This is a genomic window from Enterococcus salsurae, from assembly GCF_054784955.1.
Genome location: NZ_BAAHWY010000001.1, coordinates 232,831 through 254,490 on the forward strand (window position 1 = coordinate 232,831; position 21,660 = coordinate 254,490).

The 21,660-nt window shown below is 43.1% G+C and carries 26 protein-coding genes; 11 read left to right on the forward strand and 15 right to left on the reverse strand.

The features are described from left to right. Positions 1 to 9 precede the first annotated feature (9 nt). Positions 10 to 768: a MurR/RpiR family transcriptional regulator gene (locus tag ACYVRS_RS01195; RefSeq protein WP_461202217.1), complete on the forward strand. Its 759-nt coding sequence runs from the start codon at positions 10 to 12 to the stop codon at positions 766 to 768. A gap of 264 nt (positions 769 to 1,032) precedes the next feature. Here ACYVRS_RS01195 and ACYVRS_RS01200 read toward each other — a convergent pair whose 3' ends face one another. Genes ACYVRS_RS01200 through ACYVRS_RS01220 form a run of 5 tightly spaced genes read right to left on the reverse strand, consistent with a single transcriptional unit; the run spans position 1,033 to position 5,409 of the window. After that, positions 1,033 to 2,106 carry an ABC transporter substrate-binding protein gene (locus ACYVRS_RS01200; protein WP_313538819.1) on the reverse strand — a complete coding sequence of 358 codons (1,074 nt, stop codon included), beginning with the start codon at positions 2,104 to 2,106 and terminating at the stop codon, positions 1,033 to 1,035. After that, positions 2,103 to 2,945 (reverse strand): ABC transporter permease, encoded by an 843-nt coding sequence (locus ACYVRS_RS01205; protein WP_054114426.1) that lies wholly within the window; start codon positions 2,943 to 2,945, stop codon positions 2,103 to 2,105. The genes ACYVRS_RS01200 and ACYVRS_RS01205 overlap by 4 nt, the downstream gene beginning before the upstream one ends. Next, positions 2,942 to 3,751, reverse strand: coding sequence for an ABC transporter permease (locus ACYVRS_RS01210; protein ID WP_312499810.1), 810 nt, complete (start codon positions 3,749 to 3,751; stop codon positions 2,942 to 2,944). The genes ACYVRS_RS01205 and ACYVRS_RS01210 overlap by 4 nt, the downstream gene beginning before the upstream one ends. A 12-nt stretch (positions 3,752 to 3,763) precedes the next feature. Then, positions 3,764 to 4,849 (reverse strand): ABC transporter ATP-binding protein, encoded by a 1,086-nt coding sequence (locus tag ACYVRS_RS01215; protein ID WP_461202219.1) that lies wholly within the window; start codon positions 4,847 to 4,849, stop codon positions 3,764 to 3,766. Between the two features lie 17 nt (positions 4,850 to 4,866). Next, complete coding sequence (locus tag ACYVRS_RS01220) at positions 4,867 to 5,409, reverse strand: helix-turn-helix domain-containing protein (RefSeq protein ID WP_054114429.1); 543 nt, start codon at positions 5,407 to 5,409, stop codon at positions 4,867 to 4,869. Between the two features lie 340 nt (positions 5,410 to 5,749). On the opposite strand from ACYVRS_RS01220, the gene ACYVRS_RS01225 reads away from it, so the two are divergent. The 4 genes from ACYVRS_RS01225 to ACYVRS_RS01240 are packed head-to-tail and all read left to right on the forward strand — an operon-like array spanning position 5,750 to position 8,716. After that, a complete protein-coding gene (locus tag ACYVRS_RS01225; RefSeq protein ID WP_461202221.1) occupies positions 5,750 to 6,739 on the forward strand; it encodes an acrylyl-CoA reductase family protein in 990 nt (329 codons plus the stop codon). Continuing rightward, complete coding sequence (gene coaB / locus ACYVRS_RS01230) at positions 6,736 to 7,488, forward strand: phosphopantothenate--cysteine ligase (protein WP_461202223.1); 753 nt, start codon at positions 6,736 to 6,738, stop codon at positions 7,486 to 7,488. Before ACYVRS_RS01225 ends, coaB begins: the two co-directional genes overlap by 4 nt. A 24-nt stretch (positions 7,489 to 7,512) precedes the next feature. After that, on the forward strand, positions 7,513 to 8,070 hold the full coding sequence (gene coaC, locus ACYVRS_RS01235; protein ID WP_461202225.1) for a phosphopantothenoylcysteine decarboxylase: 558 nt from the start codon (positions 7,513 to 7,515) through the stop codon (positions 8,068 to 8,070). 1 nt (position 8,071) lies between these two features. Next, a complete protein-coding gene (locus ACYVRS_RS01240) occupies positions 8,072 to 8,716 on the forward strand; it encodes an ECF transporter S component (protein ID WP_461198112.1) in 645 nt (214 codons plus the stop codon). Positions 8,717 to 8,761: 45 nt separating this feature from the next. On the opposite strand, the gene ACYVRS_RS01245 is transcribed toward ACYVRS_RS01240, so the two are convergent. Continuing rightward, a complete protein-coding gene (locus ACYVRS_RS01245) occupies positions 8,762 to 9,919 on the reverse strand; it encodes a hypothetical protein (protein WP_312498859.1) in 1,158 nt (385 codons plus the stop codon). A 108-nt stretch (positions 9,920 to 10,027) separates the two neighbouring features. Next, positions 10,028 to 10,930, reverse strand: coding sequence for a UDP-N-acetylmuramate dehydrogenase (gene murB, locus ACYVRS_RS01250; protein ID WP_054114435.1), 903 nt, complete (start codon positions 10,928 to 10,930; stop codon positions 10,028 to 10,030). A gap of 158 nt (positions 10,931 to 11,088) precedes the next feature. Between murB and ACYVRS_RS01255 the strand changes: the two genes are divergently transcribed. Next, the gene (locus tag ACYVRS_RS01255) at positions 11,089 to 11,841 is read left to right on the forward strand and encodes an exodeoxyribonuclease III (protein WP_312498855.1); all 753 of its coding nucleotides are present in this window, start codon (positions 11,089 to 11,091) and stop codon (positions 11,839 to 11,841) included. A 52-nt stretch (positions 11,842 to 11,893) separates the two neighbouring features. On the opposite strand, the gene ACYVRS_RS01260 is transcribed toward ACYVRS_RS01255, so the two are convergent. Next, complete coding sequence (locus tag ACYVRS_RS01260) at positions 11,894 to 12,433, reverse strand: ClbS/DfsB family four-helix bundle protein (protein WP_461202228.1); 540 nt, start codon at positions 12,431 to 12,433, stop codon at positions 11,894 to 11,896. 212 nt (positions 12,434 to 12,645) lie between these two features. Here ACYVRS_RS01260 and ACYVRS_RS01265 point away from each other — a divergent pair, with 212 nt between their 5' ends. Next, complete coding sequence (locus tag ACYVRS_RS01265) at positions 12,646 to 13,179, forward strand: 3'-5' exonuclease (protein WP_054114438.1); 534 nt, start codon at positions 12,646 to 12,648, stop codon at positions 13,177 to 13,179. Between the two features lie 125 nt (positions 13,180 to 13,304). On the opposite strand, the gene ACYVRS_RS01270 is transcribed toward ACYVRS_RS01265, so the two are convergent. The 5 genes from ACYVRS_RS01270 to ACYVRS_RS01290 form a co-directional block, all read right to left on the reverse strand. Continuing rightward, complete coding sequence (locus ACYVRS_RS01270) at positions 13,305 to 13,820, reverse strand: GNAT family N-acetyltransferase (RefSeq protein WP_313538803.1); 516 nt, start codon at positions 13,818 to 13,820, stop codon at positions 13,305 to 13,307. Positions 13,821 to 13,837: 17 nt separating this feature from the next. Next, positions 13,838 to 14,359 (reverse strand): GNAT family N-acetyltransferase, encoded by a 522-nt coding sequence (locus ACYVRS_RS01275; protein ID WP_312498850.1) that lies wholly within the window; start codon positions 14,357 to 14,359, stop codon positions 13,838 to 13,840. After that, entirely contained in the window at positions 14,352 to 14,825 is a 474-nt protein-coding gene (tsaE, locus tag ACYVRS_RS01280; protein WP_312498849.1) for a tRNA (adenosine(37)-N6)-threonylcarbamoyltransferase complex ATPase subunit type 1 TsaE, read from the reverse strand. Before tsaE ends, ACYVRS_RS01275 begins: the two co-directional genes overlap by 8 nt. 132 nt (positions 14,826 to 14,957) lie before the next feature. Then, the gene (pta, locus tag ACYVRS_RS01285; protein ID WP_054114444.1) at positions 14,958 to 15,941 is read right to left on the reverse strand and encodes a phosphate acetyltransferase; all 984 of its coding nucleotides are present in this window, start codon (positions 15,939 to 15,941) and stop codon (positions 14,958 to 14,960) included. Positions 15,942 to 16,093: 152 nt separating this feature from the next. Continuing rightward, positions 16,094 to 16,771, reverse strand: a complete 678-nt coding sequence (locus ACYVRS_RS01290; protein WP_461202231.1) for a uracil-DNA glycosylase — start codon at positions 16,769 to 16,771, stop codon at positions 16,094 to 16,096. 129 nt (positions 16,772 to 16,900) lie between these two features. Between ACYVRS_RS01290 and ACYVRS_RS01295 the strand changes: the two genes are divergently transcribed. Then, positions 16,901 to 17,770 carry a Cof-type HAD-IIB family hydrolase gene (locus ACYVRS_RS01295; protein ID WP_054114446.1) on the forward strand — a complete coding sequence of 290 codons (870 nt, stop codon included), beginning with the start codon at positions 16,901 to 16,903 and terminating at the stop codon, positions 17,768 to 17,770. A gap of 40 nt (positions 17,771 to 17,810) precedes the next feature. After that, positions 17,811 to 18,332, forward strand: a complete 522-nt coding sequence (locus ACYVRS_RS01300) for an LURP-one-related/scramblase family protein (protein ID WP_312498846.1) — start codon at positions 17,811 to 17,813, stop codon at positions 18,330 to 18,332. 4 nt (positions 18,333 to 18,336) lie between these two features. On the opposite strand, the gene ACYVRS_RS01305 is transcribed toward ACYVRS_RS01300, so the two are convergent. Beyond that, entirely contained in the window at positions 18,337 to 18,903 is a 567-nt protein-coding gene (locus ACYVRS_RS01305) for a GNAT family N-acetyltransferase (RefSeq protein WP_054114448.1), read from the reverse strand. Between the two features lie 97 nt (positions 18,904 to 19,000). Continuing rightward, entirely contained in the window at positions 19,001 to 19,378 is a 378-nt protein-coding gene (gene gloA2 / locus ACYVRS_RS01310) for an SMU1112c/YaeR family gloxylase I-like metalloprotein (protein WP_313538795.1), read from the reverse strand. A 128-nt stretch (positions 19,379 to 19,506) separates the two neighbouring features. On the opposite strand from gloA2, the gene nrdI reads away from it, so the two are divergent. Beyond that, positions 19,507 to 19,962 (forward strand): class Ib ribonucleoside-diphosphate reductase assembly flavoprotein NrdI, encoded by a 456-nt coding sequence (gene nrdI, locus ACYVRS_RS01315; RefSeq protein ID WP_312498841.1) that lies wholly within the window; start codon positions 19,507 to 19,509, stop codon positions 19,960 to 19,962. 29 nt (positions 19,963 to 19,991) lie between these two features. After that, positions 19,992 to 21,641: a MutS-related protein gene (locus ACYVRS_RS01320; protein WP_461202234.1), complete on the forward strand. Its 1,650-nt coding sequence runs from the start codon at positions 19,992 to 19,994 to the stop codon at positions 21,639 to 21,641. Positions 21,642 to 21,660: the final 19 nt, after the last annotated feature.

The following is a 21,660-nucleotide window of genomic DNA, read 5'->3' on the forward strand; positions in this document are numbered from 1 at the left end:
GGAAGGAATTTGTTATTTACTTACGAACGGATCCAACAGTTAAACGATTTAGAATTTATTGTGTACAGCACGATTTTAAGCCTAGAAAAGCAAATTATTCATATGAAAATAAGAACATTGGCTGATGAAGCACATGTATCAACAACAGTCATCCTTAATTTTTGTAAAAAAATGGATTGCGACGGGTGGGCTGATTTTAAGTCAAAATTTAAAGAACATACGAAGAAACAAGCAAACACGAAGACAACAGCAGCACAACCAATTATTCAATATTTTAAAATGTATGATCAAAATAAAACATTAAAAGAGAGCATAAATAACGTCATTCGTATAGTTCATCAATCGCGAAAAGTGATGTTTATTGGTGCTGGTCCATCAGGTGTGCTAGCAAAATATGGTGCACTCTATCTTTCCAGTATGGGTAAATCTGCTCAGTATATCGATACACCATACTATTCAATACCTGAAGATGATTTTCATGATACAGTCATTATCGCGCTCTCTGTGTCGGGTGAAACCAAAAGCGTCATCAATCGCTTAACTCGTTTTAAATTATTAAAAGCGACCATTATTTCTATAACGAACAATAAAAATAATACAATGGCGAAAATGTCGGACGTCTCCTTAACCTACTATGTTCCTCATGAAGAATTTATGATTTCTGAGCGAACTCAACAAATCCACGTTACTGCGACTACTCAAATTCCAGTTTTACATTTTATTGAATATATCTCAAAGCAAATTCATCAATTAAATGAGTATTTATAATAGAAGACATTATAATCAGCTTAAACCCAAATATAACCTTCCTCTATCATCTTCTATCATACTCATATGTATCTTCCGTCTTTTTTATTATTAACTATTTGGTATATTATGATATATTTTTTATGATAACTATTCCACTAATCCATATAAAAAGGCAACAAAGCTAGCGTTAAATGCGAGCTTTGTTGCCTTTATTTTTTCTAGATAAATCTTAGCTAAATTAGAATAAGACTAGAGGTAAGAATACCTTTTCTTGCCAACTGATTACTTCCGATACATCTTCAACTCCAAAAATAAATCATTATAGATACCCAAATACTCAGACCCTAGATTCTCATAGACCTCCAAGTGCTGCATCAGTTCATCTGACGGATAGAATTGTTCATCTTCCGTGATTTCATCTGGCAACAAGGCCATTGCGGCTTCATTTGGTGTTGAATAGCCAATGTACTCCGCATTTTGCGCAGCATTCTCTGGTTCCAACATGAAATTCAAGAAGGCATAGGCACCTTCCTCATTTTGCGATGTTTTTGGAATGACCATATTGTCAAACCACAGATTTGAGCCTTCCGAAGGGATCACATAATGGATATGCTCGTTTTCGTACATCATATCGGCTGCTTCTCCTGAGAAAGTCACAGCCACAGACGCTTCTTCATTGGCCATGTACATCTTGATTTCATCAGCTACGATGGCTTTGATATTTGGCGTCATTTCTCGCAATTTATTGAAGGCCTCTTGCAATTCAGTATCATTCTTACTATTCAAAGAATACCCTAGACTGTCTAATCCCAATCCAATGACTTCTCGTGCGCCATCGATCAACATGATACTGTCTTTCAACTCTGGCTTCCAAAGATCATCCCATTCAGTGATCTCACCTTCATCAAAGAACTTGTCATTGTACACGATCCCTAAAGTTCCCCAAAAGTACGGGATCGAATATTGATTACCTGGATCGAAACTAAGGTCTAAGAAACGGGCGTCAATATTATCTAAGCCTTTGATTTTGTTGTGATCCAATGGTTTCAACAAATCTTCTTCCATCATCTTTTGAATCATGTATTCACTAGGAATCGCAATATCATACGAAGTACCGCCTTGTTGGATCTTCGTGAACATGGCTTCGTTTGAATCAAAGGTTTCATAATTGACTTTATAGCCTGTTTCTTCTTCAAATTTGGTCAATAGATCCGGATCGATGTAATCGCCCCAGTTGTAGATATTCAAGACTTTGGCCCCCGCCATGCCAGAAGAATGTTCTAGTTCACGGACACCGAAGAGCAAAATAAGGACGATCGCAACAATGCCGATAAGCAAAGATTGTAGTCGTTTCATCGCAGATTTGCCACCTCCACTTGATTCCGGCGGTTTTTCCGCAATTTTTTCGAGACGTTTTCTTTACTGATAAAGTAATAACCAACCACGAGAATCATTGAGAACAAGAAGACCAGCGTGCTTAATGCATTGATCTCCAAACTGATGCCTTGTCGAGCCCGGGAATAGATTTCAACGGACAATGTGCTGAAGCCGTTGCCTGTGACGAAGAAGGTCACCGCAAAGTCGTCTAATGAATACGTAAATGCCATAAAGTACCCAGCAATGATTCCTGGTGTTAAGAAAGGCAAAATGATATTTTTGATGACTTGCAAATTGTTGGCGCCTAAATCACGGGCGGCATCGATCATCGAATCATTCATTTCTTGCAATTTCGGCAGGACCATCAAAACAACGATTGGAATACTGAAAGCCACATGGGACAGTAGAACACTAAAGAATCCCAAACTGAACCCGCGGAATAAACTGCCAACCATTGTAAAGAAAATCAAAAAACTAGCACCGATGATGACATCTGGAGATACCAACAAGATATTATTCAAGCTCAATAAGGCTGTCCGCGTCCGACGTTTTTTTGTATAGTAAATGCCCATTGCCCCAAAGGTACCAATGGCTGTAGCCAATAAAGCCGACAAGAAAGCCAACATAAAGGTATTCAACACAATGATCATCAACCGGGTATCTTGAAAAACGGACTGGTAATGTTCAAATGTAAACCCAGTAAATTCGTTCATCGTTCCGCCATCATTGAAGGAATAGAAAATCAAATAGAAAATCGGCACATACAATAAAATAAACACCAGGATCAAATACAGATTCGACCAGCGAAATTTTCTCATTTACGTTGCCCCCCTTTCTTTTTCTCACCTGTCAGCAACATCACGATAAACATTGCAATAATCAAGATCACGCCAATCGTGGAGCCCATTCCCCAGTTTTGTGTCACAAGGAAGTGCTGCTCAATGGCTGTACCTAATGTGATCACACGATTACCACCAATCAGACGTGTCAACATAAACAAGGAAAGAGATGGAATAAAGACGGCTTGCACGCCACTTTTGACCCCATTCAGCGACAATGGGAAAATGACCCGACGGAAAGTTTCAAAACTATTCGCGCCTAGATCACGACTGGCACTGATCAAAGAAGGATTCAATTCTTCTAACGCGTTGAAGATTGGCATGATCATAAACGGCAGTTCGATATAGACTGCCACCGTCAAGAAGCTGAAATCAGTAAACAGGATCTGCTTAGGCCCGACGCCCATGATTTCCAAGAAGTTATTGACACTGCCATGGATCCCAAAGATCCCAATGAAGGCATAAGCTTTCAACAATAAATTGACCCAAGTCGGTAAAATGATCAGTAACAACCATAAATCTTTGTGTCGCAACTTGGTCAAGAAATAGGCTGTTGGATAACTGATGACCAAGGTGATCACTGTGATCAAAAACGCATACCAGACCGAGTTCAGTGTCATGATCAGGTATTTCCCTGAACCTAAGTAACTTTGATAATTGACCAGTGAAAAATGGCCATTCATATCAAAAAAGGATTGATAAATGATCAATAATACTGGTGCGATGACAAATAGCAATAACCAAAAGATATAGGGTATCGCATAAAAACGACGCATTTTCGCCAATGTGCTTCCCTCCTAATCTTCGTAGCTTTCTAAACGTGCATCAAAGTCTTCTTCAGACTCATTGAACCGCATGACATGGATATCCTCAGGCTCAAAGGACAAGCCGATTTTGCTGCCTTCAACAGCTTTACGTGTGGAATGGACCATCCATTCATTGCCTTGCTCATCATAACAAATAATTTCATAGTGGACACCACGGAACAGTTGGGTATCAACTTCCACCACTAACTTGCCTTTATCCAACGTTGTCAAACTCAAGTCTTCTGGACGGATCACGATCTCAACAGCTTCATTCGGCCGCATCCCGCCATCCACACACTCAAATCGCTTACCCACAAATTCCACGATATTGTCTTCGATCATCGTGCCATTGACAATATTGCTTTCGCCAACGAAATCCGCTACAAAGTGATTGATTGGTTCGTCATAAATATCAACTGGCGTACCACTTTGCACGATTTTCCCTTTGTTCATGACAAAGATCTCATCACTCATCGCCAATGCTTCTTCTTGGTCGTGGGTGACAAAAATAAACGTGATGCCCAAGCGCTGCTGCAATTCCCGCAATTCATATTGCATGTCTGTCCGCAATTTCAAGTCCAATGCCGATAAAGGTTCATCCAACAGCAAGACTTTTGGTTCATTGACGATTGCCCGAGCAATCGCTACCCGTTGCCGCTGACCACCAGACATTTCGCTGATCTCACGATTTTCGTATCCTGGCAGCTGGACCAGACGCAAGGCATCTAAGACTTTTTGCTTGATTTCATCTTTAGGCAGTTTTTTGATCCGCAAACCAAATGCCACATTTTCAAAAACATTCATATGCGGAAATAGCGCATAATCCTGAAAGACCGTATTGACTTGGCGCTGATTTGCCGGCACATCATTGATGCGTTGCCCATCGAAATAAACATCGCCTTCCGTCGCTTCTGTGAACCCGGCAATGATTCGTAAAATCGTTGTTTTCCCACAACCGGAAGGGCCTAGCAACGTATAAAAACGCCCTTCTTCTATATCAAAATCAACACTTTTCAACACTGTTTCATCATCAAAACGCTTCACGACATTGTTGAATGAAATAATTGTTTTTCCCACACTTCTTCCCCCTGTACTTATAAATAAGAATCCGTGACGACAACTAGCACACGGCTTTTTTGGCGCCCGATATTTTTTAATTGATGCGGTTCTGTGGCCTGATAATAGACCGATTGTCCTTTGCGGGCTTTGTATTGTGTATCCCCCAAAGTCAATGCGATGGTGCCATCTAACACATAGATAAATGTTTCTGCTAACGATGGTTCAAACGTTTTGTACTCGCCTTCTTTTTCGAAGGTCAAGAGGATCGGTTCCATCTCTTTTTCGTTGGAATCAGAAATCAGCCACTTGAGTTCATAGCCATTTTCTTCATCAACATAACGGGTACTGTCTTCATCACGATAAACGATTTGGTGATGGGCTTGATCTTCTCGGAAAAACTCTTCCGGCGTTACACCCAAGACTTCCAATATTGTAAAAAAAGTTTCCATTGATGGCGAGCTTAAATCTCGCTCGAGCTGAGAAAGATACCCTTTCGTCAAGTCGGTACGTTCCCCTAGCTCTTCCTGAGTTAGATTTTTTTGGATTCGCAGATTACGCAGCTTATCGCCAATTTCCATAGGCTTCTCCTCCTAAACAGGTACACCTTTGCAAAAAAGTTTGCTATAAGTAAACTCCATGTTTAATTTCACCTTTTCCAGTATACAAATATTTGCAGAAAACACAAGTATTTTTTATTAGAATACTGTCTTTTTTTCTCTGTTAGGTGCAATGTACGCTCCGCGCTTTGCCATGCCAATCCACAACCACTTATTTTAGTGTATCGAAGAAGCCTAGATTTGGACATTTTTTTGTTTCTATTTAAAAATGACTACTGAACAAAACGTTTTGTCGCTTCAAGAATCAAAAATTGAAGCGCTTATGGTATTATGGGTACAAACAATCAAAGGAGGGTCATAAATGACCAATTTTTCTACGTTCCGCGTATACAATGAACCAACATTTACAGCTGCTGTGAGAAAAGCAGCATTGACTGATCTACCTGAAGGCGACGTTCTTGTCCGGGTTGACTATTCTGATGTCAATTATAAAGATGCTTTAGCAGCGAAAGAAAACGGCGGGGTGATCCGCAGCTATCCCATGACGCCAGGGATCGATTTGGCTGGCGAAGTCATCGACAGTCAATCCGCTGCTTTCTCCGCAGGCGATCAAGTCTTACTGACGGGATACGGCCTCGGTGTTTCCCACCCTGGCGGTTATAGCCAATTCCAGCGGGTCCCCGCTGACTGGTTGATCAAAAGACCAGCTGGTTTGTCAGCGAAAGATAGTATGGTTTATGGCACTGCTGGTTTCACCGCTGCTTTAGCCGTCCAATCCCTAGAAGAATTACAGCTTGAAGCTTCGGCACCTATTTTAGTGACCGGCGCCAGCGGTGGCGTAGGCAGTGTCAGTATTGCTTTATTAAACAAATTAGGGTATCGCAACATCATTGCCCTTTCCCGCAAAAAAGAAGCACAATGGTTGCTGGACTTAGGTGCCACTGCAATCATGACACCTGATGAAGTGATGCCGGAGAAAATCAAACCTCTGGCCAAACAACAATTTGCTGCTGTGATCGATACCGTTGGCGGCGAGCTGATCAGCGGCTTACTACCACAGATTGCTTACGGTGGGGGTGCATTCTTGTGCGGTAATGCTGGCGGCATCAAAATGGAAACCACGGTATTGCCCTTTATTTTACGCGGGATCCGTATAGTCGGCATTGATTCTGTCAATGTCTCACATGAGGTACGAAACCTGATCTGGGGGAAATTAGCTGCTGACTGGTCAGTGTGTGATCGATTGCACACCCAAGAAATCATCTTGGACCAATTACAAGACACCTTAGCTGCCTTGTTAGCAGGCAGCCACCAAGGCAGAACCATCGTAAAGGTGGCTGCCGAGAAATGAACATTTTGATTACCGCCGGTGGAACATCTGAAAGAATCGATGATGTCCGAGCGATCACCAATCATTCAACAGGTGCTTTGGGTCAAGCACTGGCGCAGGCATGGCTTGATGATCCGACTTGTCAAATCGATTATGTGACGACAAGAACAGCCAAACAGCCGCAAGCAGATCCGCGCTTGACATTACATCTGATTGAAGGAACCAATGATCTTTTCAATACCTTGCAGCATCTGCTGACAACAAAAACCTATGATGCAGTCATCCATAGTATGGCCGTCAGTGATTTTACACCGGCTGCAAGTTTTTCAGAACAGGCTTTTTATCAAGCTTTGAATCAGGCATTGCCGCATTTCGACAACCAAGTAACACCTGCACTGATCGAAGAAGTACTTGCTGCAGAAAAACAGACAAGCGGCAAAATTTCTTCAGATACTGATCATTTGTTTGTTGTTTTAGAAAAAACCCCAAAAATGATCCAAATCATCAAACAATTACAACCTGACACACTATTGGTGGGTTTTAAATTATTGACCAATGTCAGCAAAGAAGCGTTATTTGCCGTTGCCCAAGCCAGTTTGCGCAAAAGTCAGGCCGATTATGTACTGGCCAACGACTTGCAGCAGATTCACGGAACCCAGCATATCGGGTATTTATTGAATCAAGCTGGCGAAGTTGCCCAAGGAAAAACCAAAGCCGAACTGGCCGCTTTGATCGTCACGACACTGCAACATGACCTGCATTCTGCCTAACACCTATACAAAGGAGAAACAGCTATGGAACAAAAACATGTACTACTTGGCATCAGCGGCAGTATCTCTGCCTATAAAGCCGCTGACCTAACCAACGAATTAACAAAGAAAGGGTATGCGGTCGATGTCTTGATGACGAAGAACAGTACCCAATTTATTACACCATTGACATTGCAATCATTAGCCAAACGACCGATCCATGTCGATGTCATGCAGGAAAATCAACCCGACCGTATCAACCATATCGAATTGGCTAAACAAGCGGACTTGTTTTTATTGGCGCCAGCCAGTGCCAATCTCATCGGCAAACTCGCCCACGGTTTGGCGGACGACCTGATTTCAACGGTTGCTTTGGCATTGCCCTTATCCGTACCGCGTCTGATTGCACCGGCCATGAACACTGTCATGTATCAAAACCCGATCGTACAACGAAATCTCGCCATTTTACACGAAGTCGGTTTCGAAGAAATCGATCCGCGGGAAGCTTTGTTGGCATGTGGGGATTTTGGTAATGGTGCCCTTGCTGCCACCGAAACGATTGTAGAAAAAGCTGTTGCAGCTTTAGAAACTCGGAGTGTCTAACATGAAAAAACGATCAACCTTTGACTTAGTCTTGACCGCATTCTTTTTAGGTATTTTGATTTTATTGGCTTCTGTTCCCTTTTTGGGTTTTATCCCGTTAGGTCCTATCAATGCAACAACCATGCATATTCCCGTGATCATTGCCTCGATTATTTTAGGCCCGCGGATCGGCGGATTCTTAGGTGGCGCTTTCGGACTCATCAGCATGATCCGCTCAACCTTGATCATCACACCGCTGTCTTTCGTCTTTTCTCCCTTCGTACCTTTATACGGCACTGATCAAGGCAGTTGGAAAGCCGTTCTCGTTGCGTTGATTCCCCGCATTTTGATTGGCGTTGCGCCTTATTTTGTCTTTAAAGGTTGTCAAAAAATGTGGAAAAACAAACAACAGAGTCTGTCATTGTTACTGGCAGGCATCGCTGGTGGTTTAACCAATACGATTCTTGTCATGAATTTGATTTATTTCTTGTTCCATCAAGAATACGCTGCAGTTGTTGGTAAAGCGGGCAACGCGATCTACGCTGCGATATTGGGCGTGATCTTCACACAAGGCATCCCAGAAGCGATGGTGGCTGGGATCGCGACAATGGCCGTTGCCAGTGTTCTGCTTCGGCTTGTAACAAACCGAAATAAAAATCGGATATAAAAAAACGACGTATGATCAATTCATGATCATACGTCGTCTTCTTTGTTAAAATGTCTGACTCACCTGTAATGCTTCGACCAATTGCTGATATTGATCTTCCGTTAAATAGTCTTGATAAAAGCTCAGATAAAAGTCAATGTCTTCTTGACTCATTTGGCCAGACAGCCCGCTGACTTCTTCAAGCAAGGCATCAAATTCATCATCGGTCAGCATAAATGAAGTCCAGTCATCTGAAGTCGACGTATCTGCATCATCGTAACTATCATCCCAGCTATCATATGTTGAAAACAATTCTTCTGCTTCGATCACATCTTCTGCAGCTGGAATAATGACCGATTGCTGACTCTCTTTGCCGGTAAATGTGACTGTCATCCCTAGTGCGAGTTGTGATGCATCGGCCTGTACCAGATCAATGACCATCGTTTGTTTATTGCTATTCGTATTGACAGTGGTTTTGATTGTGATTTCCGAAACCGCATCAAGCACTGATTGCAGCGCATCTATCTGTGTATCTTGATCTTGCGCTTTGGCGTAGGTGAGATAATCCGTCAACTCTGCTTTGGTGAAGGTATGACTGATCTCGTCACCATCTTTCTCAAAAGAATCTCGATCTAACGTCTTCAAATAGTCAGCAAAGGTGTCACTATTGAAGGTCCCTAGCATTGGCAAGATCGTAGAATCTTCCGTTTTGCTTGTGTCTGCTGTTCCCTCTAAATAACTATCTAAATCCGCATCATCTATACGAATAAATTTGCCTTCCAGATCGGTCGCTCCTGGTGTAGTTTGATAACTACTGTCCCCATAAGCCACTACATACCCCATCAATGTTTGATAAATATCAGCAGATAGATATGCCGTATCCGAGGTAGTATCTAAAATCATTGAAATAGGCAGTTCTTGCCCGCCAAATCCGACTGTCATATCCAACGATACAGCATCCGTGTCTGGGTCTTGCACAACAGTTCCAGTCACCTTCGTTCCAACGATTTGCGACATGATCATTGAAGCATAGATATTGGCTGCTTCATCAGACGTTTGACCATCCCCCATATCGAATGTATCGATCGTCATCGAAAAGTCTCCCCCATGGAACGCTTGCTTGGTTGTCAACGCTTCAGAAAATTGTTCCTGCGGCAACTTGGTACATGCACCTAATACAGCCATCAACCCAACAACTAAAAACACTTTAAGCCATTTTCTCATTCTACTCACTTCCCTTCGCATTTATTGTACCGAACTCCCATGTGCCTTACAATTGATAAACCTTGATAAAAAAAAGCAAACAGCGGAATGACTGTTTGCCTAAGCTATTTATGCATGCGCACCAATGATCCGTACTTCTGTTTCTAATGTCACATCGAATTTCTCTTTGATGACTGCTTGGATATGTGCAATCAACTCGACATAATCCGTGGCCGTTGCATGATCCACATTCACAATAAATCCGGCATGTTTTTCGGAGATTTGGGCGCCGCCCCACTTCAATCCTTGCAAGCCCGCTTCTTGGATCAACGCACCCGTGAAATGGCCTTTTGGACGCTTGAAGACACTGCCGCAAGATGGATATTCCAATGGCTGCTTTTCTTGACGCAATGCCGTCAATTCGTCCATCCGCTTTTTGATCTGCTCTTGGGGACCTTCAGCTAATGCAAAGCGTGCCGTGAGAATCACGGCTTGCTGCTCTTGCAATGCACTGTGGCGGTAAGCAAAGTCCATCTCAGCTTGATGATAGGTCACGATCTGGCCATCGGCCAATAAGACATCACAAGAAACAAACACATCTTGGATCTCGCCTTCATAAGCGCCGGCATTCATAAAGACAGCACCACCTACGCTTCCGGGAATCCCGCAGGCAAATTCAAAACCTGTCAATGATTCATGGAGTGCCACATAGGTCGTATCGATCAACTTGGCTCCAGCTGCTGCGGTGATGGTCGTTCCTTCTACCGAGATCTCATTCATTTCCGCCAACATGATCACAACACCACGAATACCCCCATCACGAACGATCAAATTACTCGCATTACCAAGCACAAGCCATGGTATCCCTTCGTTGCGACAATAATCGACCAGTTGTTTGACTTCATCAGCTATCTTTGGAAAAGCCAAAATATCTGCTGGCCCTCCCGTCTTAGTGTACGTATAATTCATCAAGGGTTCATCTTTTAATAAAGCAATTTTGGGAAATTGCGTAATCATTTCTTCTTTATTCACAAAAAAAGTTCCTTTCGCTTTCACATTCTGTTTTATTTTAGCATGTTCGCGAAAAAGTTGCTACCTCTTGCCCAAACAGCCTGCAACAATCCCTTCCTTTGATATTCTGCCGATTTTAGGTAAAATGAATTGAAGCAAGAACATGAGGAGGATACAGAATGAAATTTATTTCCTGGAATGTCAATGGCCTCAGAGCCATCGTCAAAAAGAATTTTTATGAAGCATTTGCCGCACTTGATGCTGATTTCTTTTGTTTGCAAGAAACCAAACTGCAAGAAGGGCAAATCGAACTTGATTTACCAGGCTATCATCAATATTGGCATTATGCCGAAAAGAAAGGCTATTCTGGCACTGCGATTTTCGCAAAAGAACCCGCTTTATCTGTCAATTATGGTATTGGTGAAGCCGCTCATGATACAGAAGGACGGGTCATTACTTTGGAATACAACGATTTCTACTTGGTGACTTGTTATACACCAAATTCTCAAAATGAACTCAAGCGCTTAGACTACCGAATGACTTGGGAAGAAAGTTTTCTCAGGTATCTTGATTCCTTGAAGGTCCAAAAACCAGTGATTTTGTGTGGCGACTTAAACGTGGCCCATCAAAATATCGATATCAAAAATTGGAAAACCAACCAAAAGAATGCCGGATTTACCCCCGAAGAACGAGGGAAGTTCTCAACCCTTTTGGCTGCTGGTTATACTGATACCTTCCGCTACTTTTATCCTGAACTAGAAGGCGTATATTCTTGGTGGAGTTATCGCTTCAATGCCCGCCAAAATAATGCCGGTTGGCGCATCGATTACTTTGTTGTTTCCGATGACTTAAAAGACCGCTTGGTGGATGCGAAGATCCATACAGATATCTTGGGCAGTGATCATTGTCCAGTTGAATTGCAATTATCTTAATCAAAAAGCAGCCTAGGCTGCTTTTTTGATTGCCTGCAAATCAATTGATATCCTACCCAGCAATTAAGGCTTTCTTGAATTTCTTTATTTTCTTGATTGCCCAGTCATAGTGACTAGCAGTCGATGATACAAAGTAGCTGCCTAATGTGCTGCCGCCTACCCACAAGAACACCTTCTTTGTGAATAGTTGATCCGTTGAGAAGTCTGCCAAAAGCGCCATGACACGTTCATGGCTGGCTTGAAACAGCATCAACGCTTCTTGATAGCTGCTGTCTTGGTTTTCCTCTTGAAAGGCGTCATTCATCGCGCCATAGTTGCGCCAATTATAGCCCTCTCGCAGAAACAGTTTTGCCTCCCCCTGTTGATTGCTTACAACCCAATCGATCAGCAGTTTATGCCATTCGTGCAAATGGATCAAGACATCATGAATGTTTTGATCTCGCTGCCAATGGGCGCCTTTTTCTTTGGAAAGATCAAATGAAAAAGGTTGATTGATTTCTTCGGGTGTCAATGATCCCAGCAAGTTGATCAATTCGGTATATTTGCTGGTACTCGCTTCGATCAATGTGGCTTTCGTTGTTGGTCTTGCCATATCATCATCCTCCGTTTTCTATGATTATAGCATGGGCCCATCATTTGTGAAAACAGTATCATTCTTTCTTTCCATATCCTAAAAACCGTACGCCGCATTTAGAAGCATCTCGCGTGCGTCCAATGAACAATTACTTAATTTTGCCTAAACCTGCAAGATCGAGTCGTTTTTCTAAAAGAAATTGTGCTAAAATGACAGGTGAGGTGAAGGCTATGAATTTTATCGCAATGGACTTTGAAACGGCGAATTATCAAAAACATAGTGCCTGTTCATTGGCATTGGTCATGGTGCGAGAAAGCAAAATCGTTGGCGAGTATTATACATTGATCCAACCAGAAACAGATTTCTTTTGGAAAAACATCCAGATCCACGGGATTCATCCCGAAGATGTACAGGATGCGCCGAAGTTTCCTGAAGTGTGGCAGAAGATCCAACAATATTACCATTTAAATAGTTTAGTGGTCGCCCACAATGCAGGCTTCGATAATGGCGTCCTTGCTGGCTGCTTGGATTATTATGGACTGACTCAGCCCAACTTCATGTCCTTGTGTACCGTACGTACAAGTCGCAAATTATATCCGGAATTTACCAACCACAAATTAAATACGGTCTGTGAGCAATTACAGATTCCCCTTTTGAATCATCATGATGCCCTAGAAGATAGTCGTGCCTGTGCCCAGATTTTGCTGCGGCAGGAACACGATTTTGGCATTGAACCACTAAAAAAACTTGTATTGGTCAAATAATCGATGCACAAAGACCTTGAGTCCGTATATGGTCTCCTTGATCAGTCTATTAAAGCAGCAACAACCGCAAAGAGCCCAAACTGGTTCTTTTGCGGTTGTTGCTGCTTTTCATTCGAATGTTGCGCCTATATCAAATCGATCCAATAACGCCGCAACAGAGCACCATCACTAGGATCCTTGATTTCCTCAGCAAAGCGACCGCCATTTGCTTCGATCACTTTCGCTGATCCGACATTTTCTTTGTCACAGATTACCAAAACTTTCGTCAATCCTTCCGCTTTGGCTTGCTGCAGACCAGCTTTGAGCATTGCTGCGCCAAGTCCTTTTTGACGCTGATCTGGTTTTACAGAATAACCGATATGCCCACCATAATCCCGCAAGAAGGCATTGAGTGCCAATCGCAGATTCAGTAAGCCGACAATTTGTCCATCTTCAAGAGCAGCATATGTTTTGGCCGGAACAAATCCTTCTGGTACAGTATCTTTCGACGCAAAAAGCGGCAACTCTGCCAGCCATTGAGCAGCAGATGCGGCTTGTGCCAATCCTGCACCGCCATGGATAACCTCACCACGGTCCATAAACGCTTTCCGATAAAGTGTCACTTGCGCTTCATCTGATTGTGTCACTTCTCTCAATTCCATACCGCACCTCCTCTGGTTTAATCAAATAACCGTGCCATCATCAAGACATCCACTTTGTCGCCTTCTTTTGTTTGCACAGCTTGTTTCATACACCCTTCAGTGACAAAAGCAAATTTCTGATACAGTCCGATTGCCCGTTGATTTCTCGTTTGAACAGTTAATTCGATGCGTGTCAGAACACCACATGCACTGACCCAAGCAAGCAACTCTTCCAATAAGATAGTACCTAGACCCAATCCCCAATACTCTTTAAGGATCGAAATACCAACTTCCCCCACATGTGCCAGCTGATGTTCATTATGGCCTTTGATCGATGCCAAGCCTATCACCGTATCCCCATCTAAGGCAAGCAACAGCATATAGTTGTCTGCTTCAGCCAATGCCTCAAGCTCTTGTGCTAACAGGGCTTCCGGCAGTGCCAAGCCATTGTCATCCATCAGCAGAAAGTCTGTTTCCAGCGCCAGTTGCTGGCTGGCTGCTAGTACACCGGCTGCATCGGCCCCTTGTGCTTCTCGAATGTCCAACTGAATCTCAGTCATGATCTGCACCCCAAAGTTGCTGGATCCGGGTCAAAAAAGCAGCCCCTCGTTGGCCAAATGCGTTGAACTTCACAATCCGTTTATCTGGATCTGTATCATCTTTTTCAAGAATCAGTTCTAGATATGTCTCTGGCAAAGCCTCTTCCAGCTGGTTGCCCCACTCAATCACAGACAAGCCATCTCCTTCGAAATACTCATCCAACCCCAGCGCATCGGCGCCCGACGATACGCGGTAGACATCCATATGATACAAAGGTATTCGTCCTTGGTTGTATTCCCGGATAATCGTATAGGTCGGACTTTTGATCAGTTGGTCAATGCCCAAACCCTTAGCAATTCCTTTCGTCAACGTTGTTTTGCCCGCCCCCAAATCGCCGGTCAAAATCAAATTATCTCCTGGTTGTGCTGCTTGCCCGATCACAATGGCTAAAGCTTGCGTTGCCTCAGTATTCTCAATGGTTATCATTCTTACCACCCTTTATTCTATTTGCTTTGTGTTAGTATAGCCTGTTTGACTAATCCTTGTAAAGATACAGTCCTTCTCTCGCAACAAACATAAAAAAAGCCGCTCCTATGAAGGAGCAGCTTTCAAGCAAGATTATTTTTCCATCAATGTTTGTGCTGCAGTAATGATCGATAGTTTGTAGACATCTTCTTCGTTTGATCCACGAGAAAGGTCAGAGATTGGTTTGTTCAATCCTTGCAAGATTGGGCCAATCGCTTCGAAATTCCCAAAACGTTGGGCAATTTTGTAACCGATGTTTCCTGATTGCAAGTCTGGGAAGACAAAGACTGTTGCTTTACCTGCGACTTCAGAGTCAGGCGCTTTCAAATGAGCAACAGAGGATACATAGGCTGCATCAAATTGCAATTCCCCATCGATCTCATATTCAGGTGCCAATTCTTGGGCAATTTTTGTTGCTTCAGCTACTTTGTCTACTTCTGGTGCTTTCGCGGAACCTTTAGTAGAGAAGCTTAACATCGCTACTTTAGGATCGATTTCAAATAATTCAGCAGTTTTTGCAGAATCAACAGCAATCTCAGCTAATTCTTGTGCGGTTGGGTTAACATTGATCGCACAATCTGAGAACAAATATTTTTCTTGATCACGGCCGCGGACCATTAAGAAAGCCCCACTCGTACGGCTGACACCAGGTTTGGTTTTGATGATTTGCAAGGCTGGGCGAACAGTATCTCCTGTTGAATGGATTGCACCAGATACCATCCCATCAGTGATGCCCATATAAGTAAGCATGGTGCCGAAATAGTTGACATCTGTCAAAATTTCTTCAGCTTGTTCTTTGGTTACTTTGCCATTACGCCGAGCAACGAAAGCTTCCACCATTTCATCCCAACGATCATAAGAAGCTGGATCAACGATTTCAAAGTTGGCGATGTTGATACCGCGCGCTTCAGCAGCTTTTTCGATTTCTTCAGGATTGCCGACCAAAACAGGTTCGATCAATTCTTCTGAACGTAAACGGCTGGCAGCACCTAAGATACGAGGATCAGTTGCTTCAGGGAAAACGATTTTGATATGACGACGCACGATTTTAAATTTTAAGCTTTCGAATAATTCCACGGATAATGACCTCCAGTTTTTTTATACCCTTACATTGTACAATAGAAGTGAAAAAAAGAACAGATAAAAATGCTGTACTAGTCAAAGTTTTCGACTTTCGTTAAGCGCTTCACAATTCGCTGACACATATCCAGCAAAACAGGCCTTCTCACTTATTTATCATGACTAGTCCACGCAATAGGGGTTTCTCCGAGATCCCGCAATGCCGCATTGATCGTTGAAAAAGGCTTTGAGCCAAAAAAACCGCGATACGCAGATAAGGGACTAGGATGTGGTGCCGTCAATACAATATGTTTGTCTGTATCAAGCAGGTGGATTTTCTTTTGTGCCGGTTTGCCCCATAAAACAAAGATCACCGGTTGCGCTCTTTGATTTAACGTCTCAATGATCGTGTCAGTCAACTTCTCCCATCCGCGGCCATGATGACTATTTGCCTCACCTGCGCGTACAGTCAGTACGGTATTCAGTAAAAAGACTCCCTGCTTAGCCCAAGGGACCAAATAGCCATCGATTGGTGGTGTAACCTTCAGATCATCTGCTAATTCTTGATATATATTGCGCAACGATGGTGGTAATTTCACCCCAGGCTGCACCGAAAATGCAAGTCCATGGGCTTGATTTGGGCCATGGTATGGGTCTTGCCCTAGTATCACGACTTTTACTTGTTCAAACGGCGTGTATTGCAACGCTGCAAAGATTTGATCTCTGGGCGGATACACCGTATGTGTCTCGTACTCGTTGTCTAAAAAATGCTGTAGTTCTTGATAATATGGCTGTGCGAAACTCGCCGCCAATCGTTCTTGCCAGTCTTGGGGTAATGATTGATTCATACTACGCCTCCCTTTTTGTTCATCATATCAAACCGATAGAAGATGACGCAAGATTTACTCATAGACAAAAAATTCCACCCCATTTTGTGGTACACTAGTTAGTAGAAACAATCAGAAAGGACGCTGAACATGATAAAATTAATTGCATCTGATATGGATGGAACTTTATTGAATGCCAGTATGCAAATTTCAGAAGAAAACATTCAAGCGATCAAATATGCCCAATCAAAAGGCATCGAGTTCATGGTTGCAACTGGCCGTAACCGCAAAGAGGCGTTGCCTCCTTTAGAAGAAGCTGGTTTAGATTGCGCGATGATCAATTTGAACGGTGCACAAGTCTTTGATTCAAGTGGTACCTCATTGTTTACGGTGCCGATCGATCGCGAAAAAACCCGCTCTATCATTGATCTTTTGAAAGAACAAAATATCTACTTTGAAATCTCAACCAGCAATGGGATCTATTCAGAAAGCCAAACACGACGGATCGAAAATTTTGCGATCCATACTGCGGAGGCGATGCCCCATTTGACCCACAAAATGGCGATTGCGATGACCGCCGCTCGGTTAGAATTTTTGCCGATCAATTATGTCACTGATTTTTCCGAACTATTTTTGCTGGAAGAATTAGAATTCTTGAAAATCATTTGTTTCCATCCTGACGGTGACAGCGTCTTGGCGCCGATCACACAAGTCATCGATGGATATGGTGACTTGGTGGTCACCTCTTCTGGTCAAAACAATATTGAGATCAATCATCGCAATGCCCAAAAAGGAATTGCTGTGGCGCACGTGGCCAAAGATCGAGGGATCGATTTATCTGAAGTGCTAACGATTGGCGATAATTTAAATGATTTGAGCATGCTGCAAGTTGCAGGTGTGAGTTTTGCTATGGGAAATGGTGAACTGGAAGTCAAAGAGACCGCGAAATATTTGACCAGTACCAACATCGAGTCCGGCGTTGGGAAAGCGATCATGCGTGCGATCGAGGAAAACTTATAATCACATACTGCTTTTTGGGGATACAAAAGGAGGCGGAAGGATGTCAGAATTTTTTATTCAAGACAGACAACTGAGTAAAATCACGCGAACTATCGTCAAAGACGAAAAGGGCAAATCGCTGTTTTTGATGGTTGGCCGCTGGGGAACCAAAGGGGATGCCTTGTCCCTCTATTGTTTGAATGGTGAGCTGTTAGCCAGTATCAAGCAAATCAGTTTTACCTTTGGCACCCGCTTTGAAATCTACAAAGACTTTGAAAAAGTCGGTACGCTGCAGAAAATTTTTAATTGGCCTGGGGACTTTTACTATATCCAGCAATTACATTGGGCTGTCCATGGCGATATTTACAATCATCGTTATGGCATCCATCATTTCAATCGGAAAATCATGGAGATGGATAAAGCCACTTTGTTGACGGGGGATTACTATGTCCTAAATGTAACGGATGACCAGGATGCGCCAGTTTGTATTTGCATTGCCGCAGTCATGGACTATTGGTTGTATAATCGCCAAAAAAAAGCCGATCATCCTTTAGAATTACGGCTTCACAACGAAACCAGCTGATTGCTCAGCTGGTTTTCTTTTGCATATGATCATACAGGTGTCCGCTGATTTCCCGTTCCGCCACAACTTCAAATCCATGTTTCTCATACAGTCGTTTGGCATTCGGGTTGGCGCGATCCACACTCAATCCAATCACATCATAACCATCGCGATGGGCAATCTTTGGCAGCGCCTCTAATAGCGCAGATCCGACACCATGTCCACGAAACGCTTCTGCGACACATATGGTATCTAAATACCATTCATTCGGCATCGTTTCTTCATCAATAAATAACTTCATGTCTTTACTCAATCCATATTGTTCTAATACACGGTCCAACGGCTGATCAATCGTTGCTTCTTCTTTATCTGGATACCCAAATGCAACACCTGCTACGGTGCCATCGATTTCGTTGACCAATGCTCTCGTATACCCATAGCGGTAACTCGGTTCCAGCATAGCATCTGCCAATATCTCTAGCGTCTTTGCTTCACCGATTTCTTTGACAAAAGGCAACTCCATATCCTTTAAAATCACTAAGACCAACTCAGCCATTGCGAAGCGATCTTCTTTTTTTGCAAATCTTATCACGATTATTCCTCCTAGCTACTCTTTTAGCATAACAACTTTCAGTATAAAAACCAAGCTTTTTTCAACACCACACGGACCTGTCCCGATAGACGATCGTTTATTCATGCAATTCAAGCGGCAATCCATCGGGGTCTTGAAAGAAAGTCATTTTCTTATTCGTAAACGTATCAAAACGTATCGGTTCACAATCAATCCCTTTCGCTGCCAAAGCGGCCACCACTTCTTCAATGTGTGTCACATGAAAAGCCAAATGGCGCAAACCCGCAGCTTCAGGGAAACTTGGTCTTGTTGGTGCATTTTGGTTGATAAACAATTCAATCTCTGAGGAACCAAAACGAAGATCGATTTTGATATCTCCTTTATCCGCCCGGTGGTGTTCTCGAATCACCTCAAACCCCAGTTTATCTACATAAAACATCTTGGCTTCTTGATAGTCTCTGGCAATGATGGCGATATGGTGCATCTGATCAAACATAGACTCTCTCCTCTCATTTCTCTATCAGTGTATCCTCTGTCCCTGTTTTTTGCTAGGAAAAACCACGCAAATTTTTACCTTTTTGCCCCTGTGTTTCTGGTATACTTGTGATGGGAAGGTGATCATCAATGAATTTATTATTTATATCAATATCTGGAAATACCCGAGCGTTTGTTCAACGATTGCAGGCATACGCGGCAGAACAAACTGTTGAAGCAGATTGGACCATCAAAGAGATCCATGACAACAGCGCCTTGACAGAAGAAACAGAACCCTTCGTTGCCTTTGTACCGACTTATTTAGAAGGCGGTAATGGCGTTGATAATGGCGATCAAGAAATTTTGACCGAAACACTGCGGGAATATATCGATTTCGGTGACAATGCCCAACATTGTTTGGGTGTCATCGGCAGTGGCAACAAAAATTTCAACTATCAGTATTGTCTGACTGCCAAACAATATGCAGCGCAATTTGCCGTTCCTTTTTTGGCTGACTTCGAATTAAGAGGAACAAACCAAGATATTGAACGAATCTATCATATCTTGAAAGAAATCGACCCGCACGCAGCCGAAACGATCAAGTAGACTGAACAGCAAAGGATTGGAGAAAACGCATGACCCCACAATTCACAGTATTGGTGCTCATCCTCGCCGTGGTCGCGGCGCTCATCGCATTAGACATTTGGAATCGAATCAAGCTGCGCCGCTATGTCCAACGTTCTTGGGGCAAGATCCCCCACCAACCGCGGTTTGACAAAGAGGATAGTTTGAAGAAAGCTTGGCAGATCGAAAAAAACTTTCAGCAATTCGATAGCGAAATCGATGATATCACATGGTATGACCTTGATGGGTTTCATTTATTTGAAGCCATCAATCTGACCTACTCAAGTGTCGGATCAGAAGCACTCTATCAGCAATTGCGCAATTATCAATTCAAAGAAGATAGCCAATTACAAGAGCTGATTGCTTTTTTTGCGCAAAACCATTCTGCCAGAGAACAGTCGCAGTATACGTTTGCCCGTTTAGGCAAGCAAGATCATAATTTTTCGAAATCCTACTTGGCGCAAGAAGCTGCGCCGTCTATTGGCTCCTTGCCTTTATTTATCTGTTTAGGCCTGTTGCCGCTCATTGGGCTGCTTTTGTTTGCGATTGGGATTCCTGTGGGCTTGATCTTGACAATAGGTGGTATCTTGTTCAATACGATCTATTACTCCATCAAAAAAGCCCGCTTGGAAACAGAACTGAACAGTATGCGCTACTTGGTACAAACCATTGCTAGCGGCAATCAAATCGCTAAAATCGCTACACCACTGCAACAAGAAATCAAAGACGCACTGAAACCGTTAAAGAATATTCCACGTTTTGGGCTGTCCTTCCGCGCCAAAAATGGCAGTGACGGCGATATGCTATTTGAATACATCAATATTTTCTTTATGTTGCCTTTCATTTCCTACCAATCGGTGACTAGCACTTTAGCCAAGCACCACGACGATGCCATTCGACTCTGGGATCTCTTAGGAAAGTTAGAAGTCGCAGCGGCGATCTTGAATTTCCGAACGTATATGCCAATCACCTGCATCCCTGATTTCCAAGACGGGCCTGTCGTATCAAGCGGTTCTTATCATCCATTACTGAAAGAAGCCGTCATGAATGATGTCGACTGGGGACACAATACCCTTGTGACTGGCGCCAATGCTTCCGGCAAATCGACCTATGTCAAAAGTATTGCCATCAATTGTTGGCTTTCACAAACGATTTATACAGCGGTAGCAGAAACCTTCACGTTGGCACCAGGACATGTCATTACTTCAATGGCTGTCGAAGATGATCTGTTTGAAGGAGATAGTTATTTTGTCGCTGAGATCAAATCGATCAAACGCCTGCTGGATCAAGTAGCTACCAAAGAACGGTGTTACTGCTTTATTGATGAGATTTTGAAAGGAACCAACACAGTTGAGCGAATTGCCGCTTCTTCCAGTATCATCCACTGGCTCAGCGGCTATCCAAGTCTTGCCTTTGTTGCGACCCACGATATCGAACTGACTGAGATACTCAAACAGGATTGCCGCAACATTCACTTTTCTGAACAAGTCACAGCTGATGACGGTATTTCATTCGACTATAAAGTCAAGACTGGCGCTGCCAAAAGCCGCAATGCCATCGCACTGCTTGGTGTACTGGGCTATCCACAAGCCATCGTTGATCACGCCAATCATGCTGCCGCGATCTTTGATGATACCAGAACCTGGTCTGATCTATCATGAACAAAAAGAATCACTTCAC

Bases quoted from the DNA above. Each gene is read 5' to 3' on its own strand.
- ACYVRS_RS01200 (WP_313538819.1), bottom strand. From the start codon at position 2,106: ATGAAACGACTACAATCTTTGCTTATCGGCATTGTTGCGATCGTCCTT.
- ACYVRS_RS01205 (WP_054114426.1), bottom strand. From the start codon at position 2,945: ATGAGAAAATTTCGCTGGTCGAATCTGTATTTGATCCTGGTGTTTATT.
- ACYVRS_RS01220 (WP_054114429.1), bottom strand. From the start codon at position 5,409: ATGGAAATTGGCGATAAGCTGCGTAATCTGCGAATCCAAAAAAATCTA.
- ACYVRS_RS01225 (WP_461202221.1), top strand. From the start codon at position 5,750: ATGACCAATTTTTCTACGTTCCGCGTATACAATGAACCAACATTTACA.
- coaB (WP_461202223.1), top strand. From the start codon at position 6,736: ATGAACATTTTGATTACCGCCGGTGGAACATCTGAAAGAATCGATGAT.
- coaC (WP_461202225.1), top strand. From the start codon at position 7,513: ATGGAACAAAAACATGTACTACTTGGCATCAGCGGCAGTATCTCTGCC.
- ACYVRS_RS01240 (WP_461198112.1), top strand. From the start codon at position 8,072: ATGAAAAAACGATCAACCTTTGACTTAGTCTTGACCGCATTCTTTTTA.
- ACYVRS_RS01245 (WP_312498859.1), bottom strand. From the start codon at position 9,919: ATGAGAAAATGGCTTAAAGTGTTTTTAGTTGTTGGGTTGATGGCTGTA.
- ACYVRS_RS01255 (WP_312498855.1), top strand. From the start codon at position 11,089: ATGAAATTTATTTCCTGGAATGTCAATGGCCTCAGAGCCATCGTCAAA.
- ACYVRS_RS01260 (WP_461202228.1), bottom strand. From the start codon at position 12,433: ATGGCAAGACCAACAACGAAAGCCACATTGATCGAAGCGAGTACCAGC.
- ACYVRS_RS01265 (WP_054114438.1), top strand. From the start codon at position 12,646: ATGAATTTTATCGCAATGGACTTTGAAACGGCGAATTATCAAAAACAT.
- ACYVRS_RS01270 (WP_313538803.1), bottom strand. From the start codon at position 13,820: ATGGAATTGAGAGAAGTGACACAATCAGATGAAGCGCAAGTGACACTT.
- ACYVRS_RS01275 (WP_312498850.1), bottom strand. From the start codon at position 14,359: ATGACTGAGATTCAGTTGGACATTCGAGAAGCACAAGGGGCCGATGCA.
- tsaE (WP_312498849.1), bottom strand. From the start codon at position 14,825: ATGATAACCATTGAGAATACTGAGGCAACGCAAGCTTTAGCCATTGTG.
- ACYVRS_RS01290 (WP_461202231.1), bottom strand. From the start codon at position 16,771: ATGAATCAATCATTACCCCAAGACTGGCAAGAACGATTGGCGGCGAGT.
- ACYVRS_RS01295 (WP_054114446.1), top strand. From the start codon at position 16,901: ATGATAAAATTAATTGCATCTGATATGGATGGAACTTTATTGAATGCC.
- ACYVRS_RS01300 (WP_312498846.1), top strand. From the start codon at position 17,811: ATGTCAGAATTTTTTATTCAAGACAGACAACTGAGTAAAATCACGCGA.
- gloA2 (WP_313538795.1), bottom strand. From the start codon at position 19,378: ATGTTTGATCAGATGCACCATATCGCCATCATTGCCAGAGACTATCAA.
- nrdI (WP_312498841.1), top strand. From the start codon at position 19,507: ATGAATTTATTATTTATATCAATATCTGGAAATACCCGAGCGTTTGTT.
- ACYVRS_RS01320 (WP_461202234.1), top strand. From the start codon at position 19,992: ATGACCCCACAATTCACAGTATTGGTGCTCATCCTCGCCGTGGTCGCG.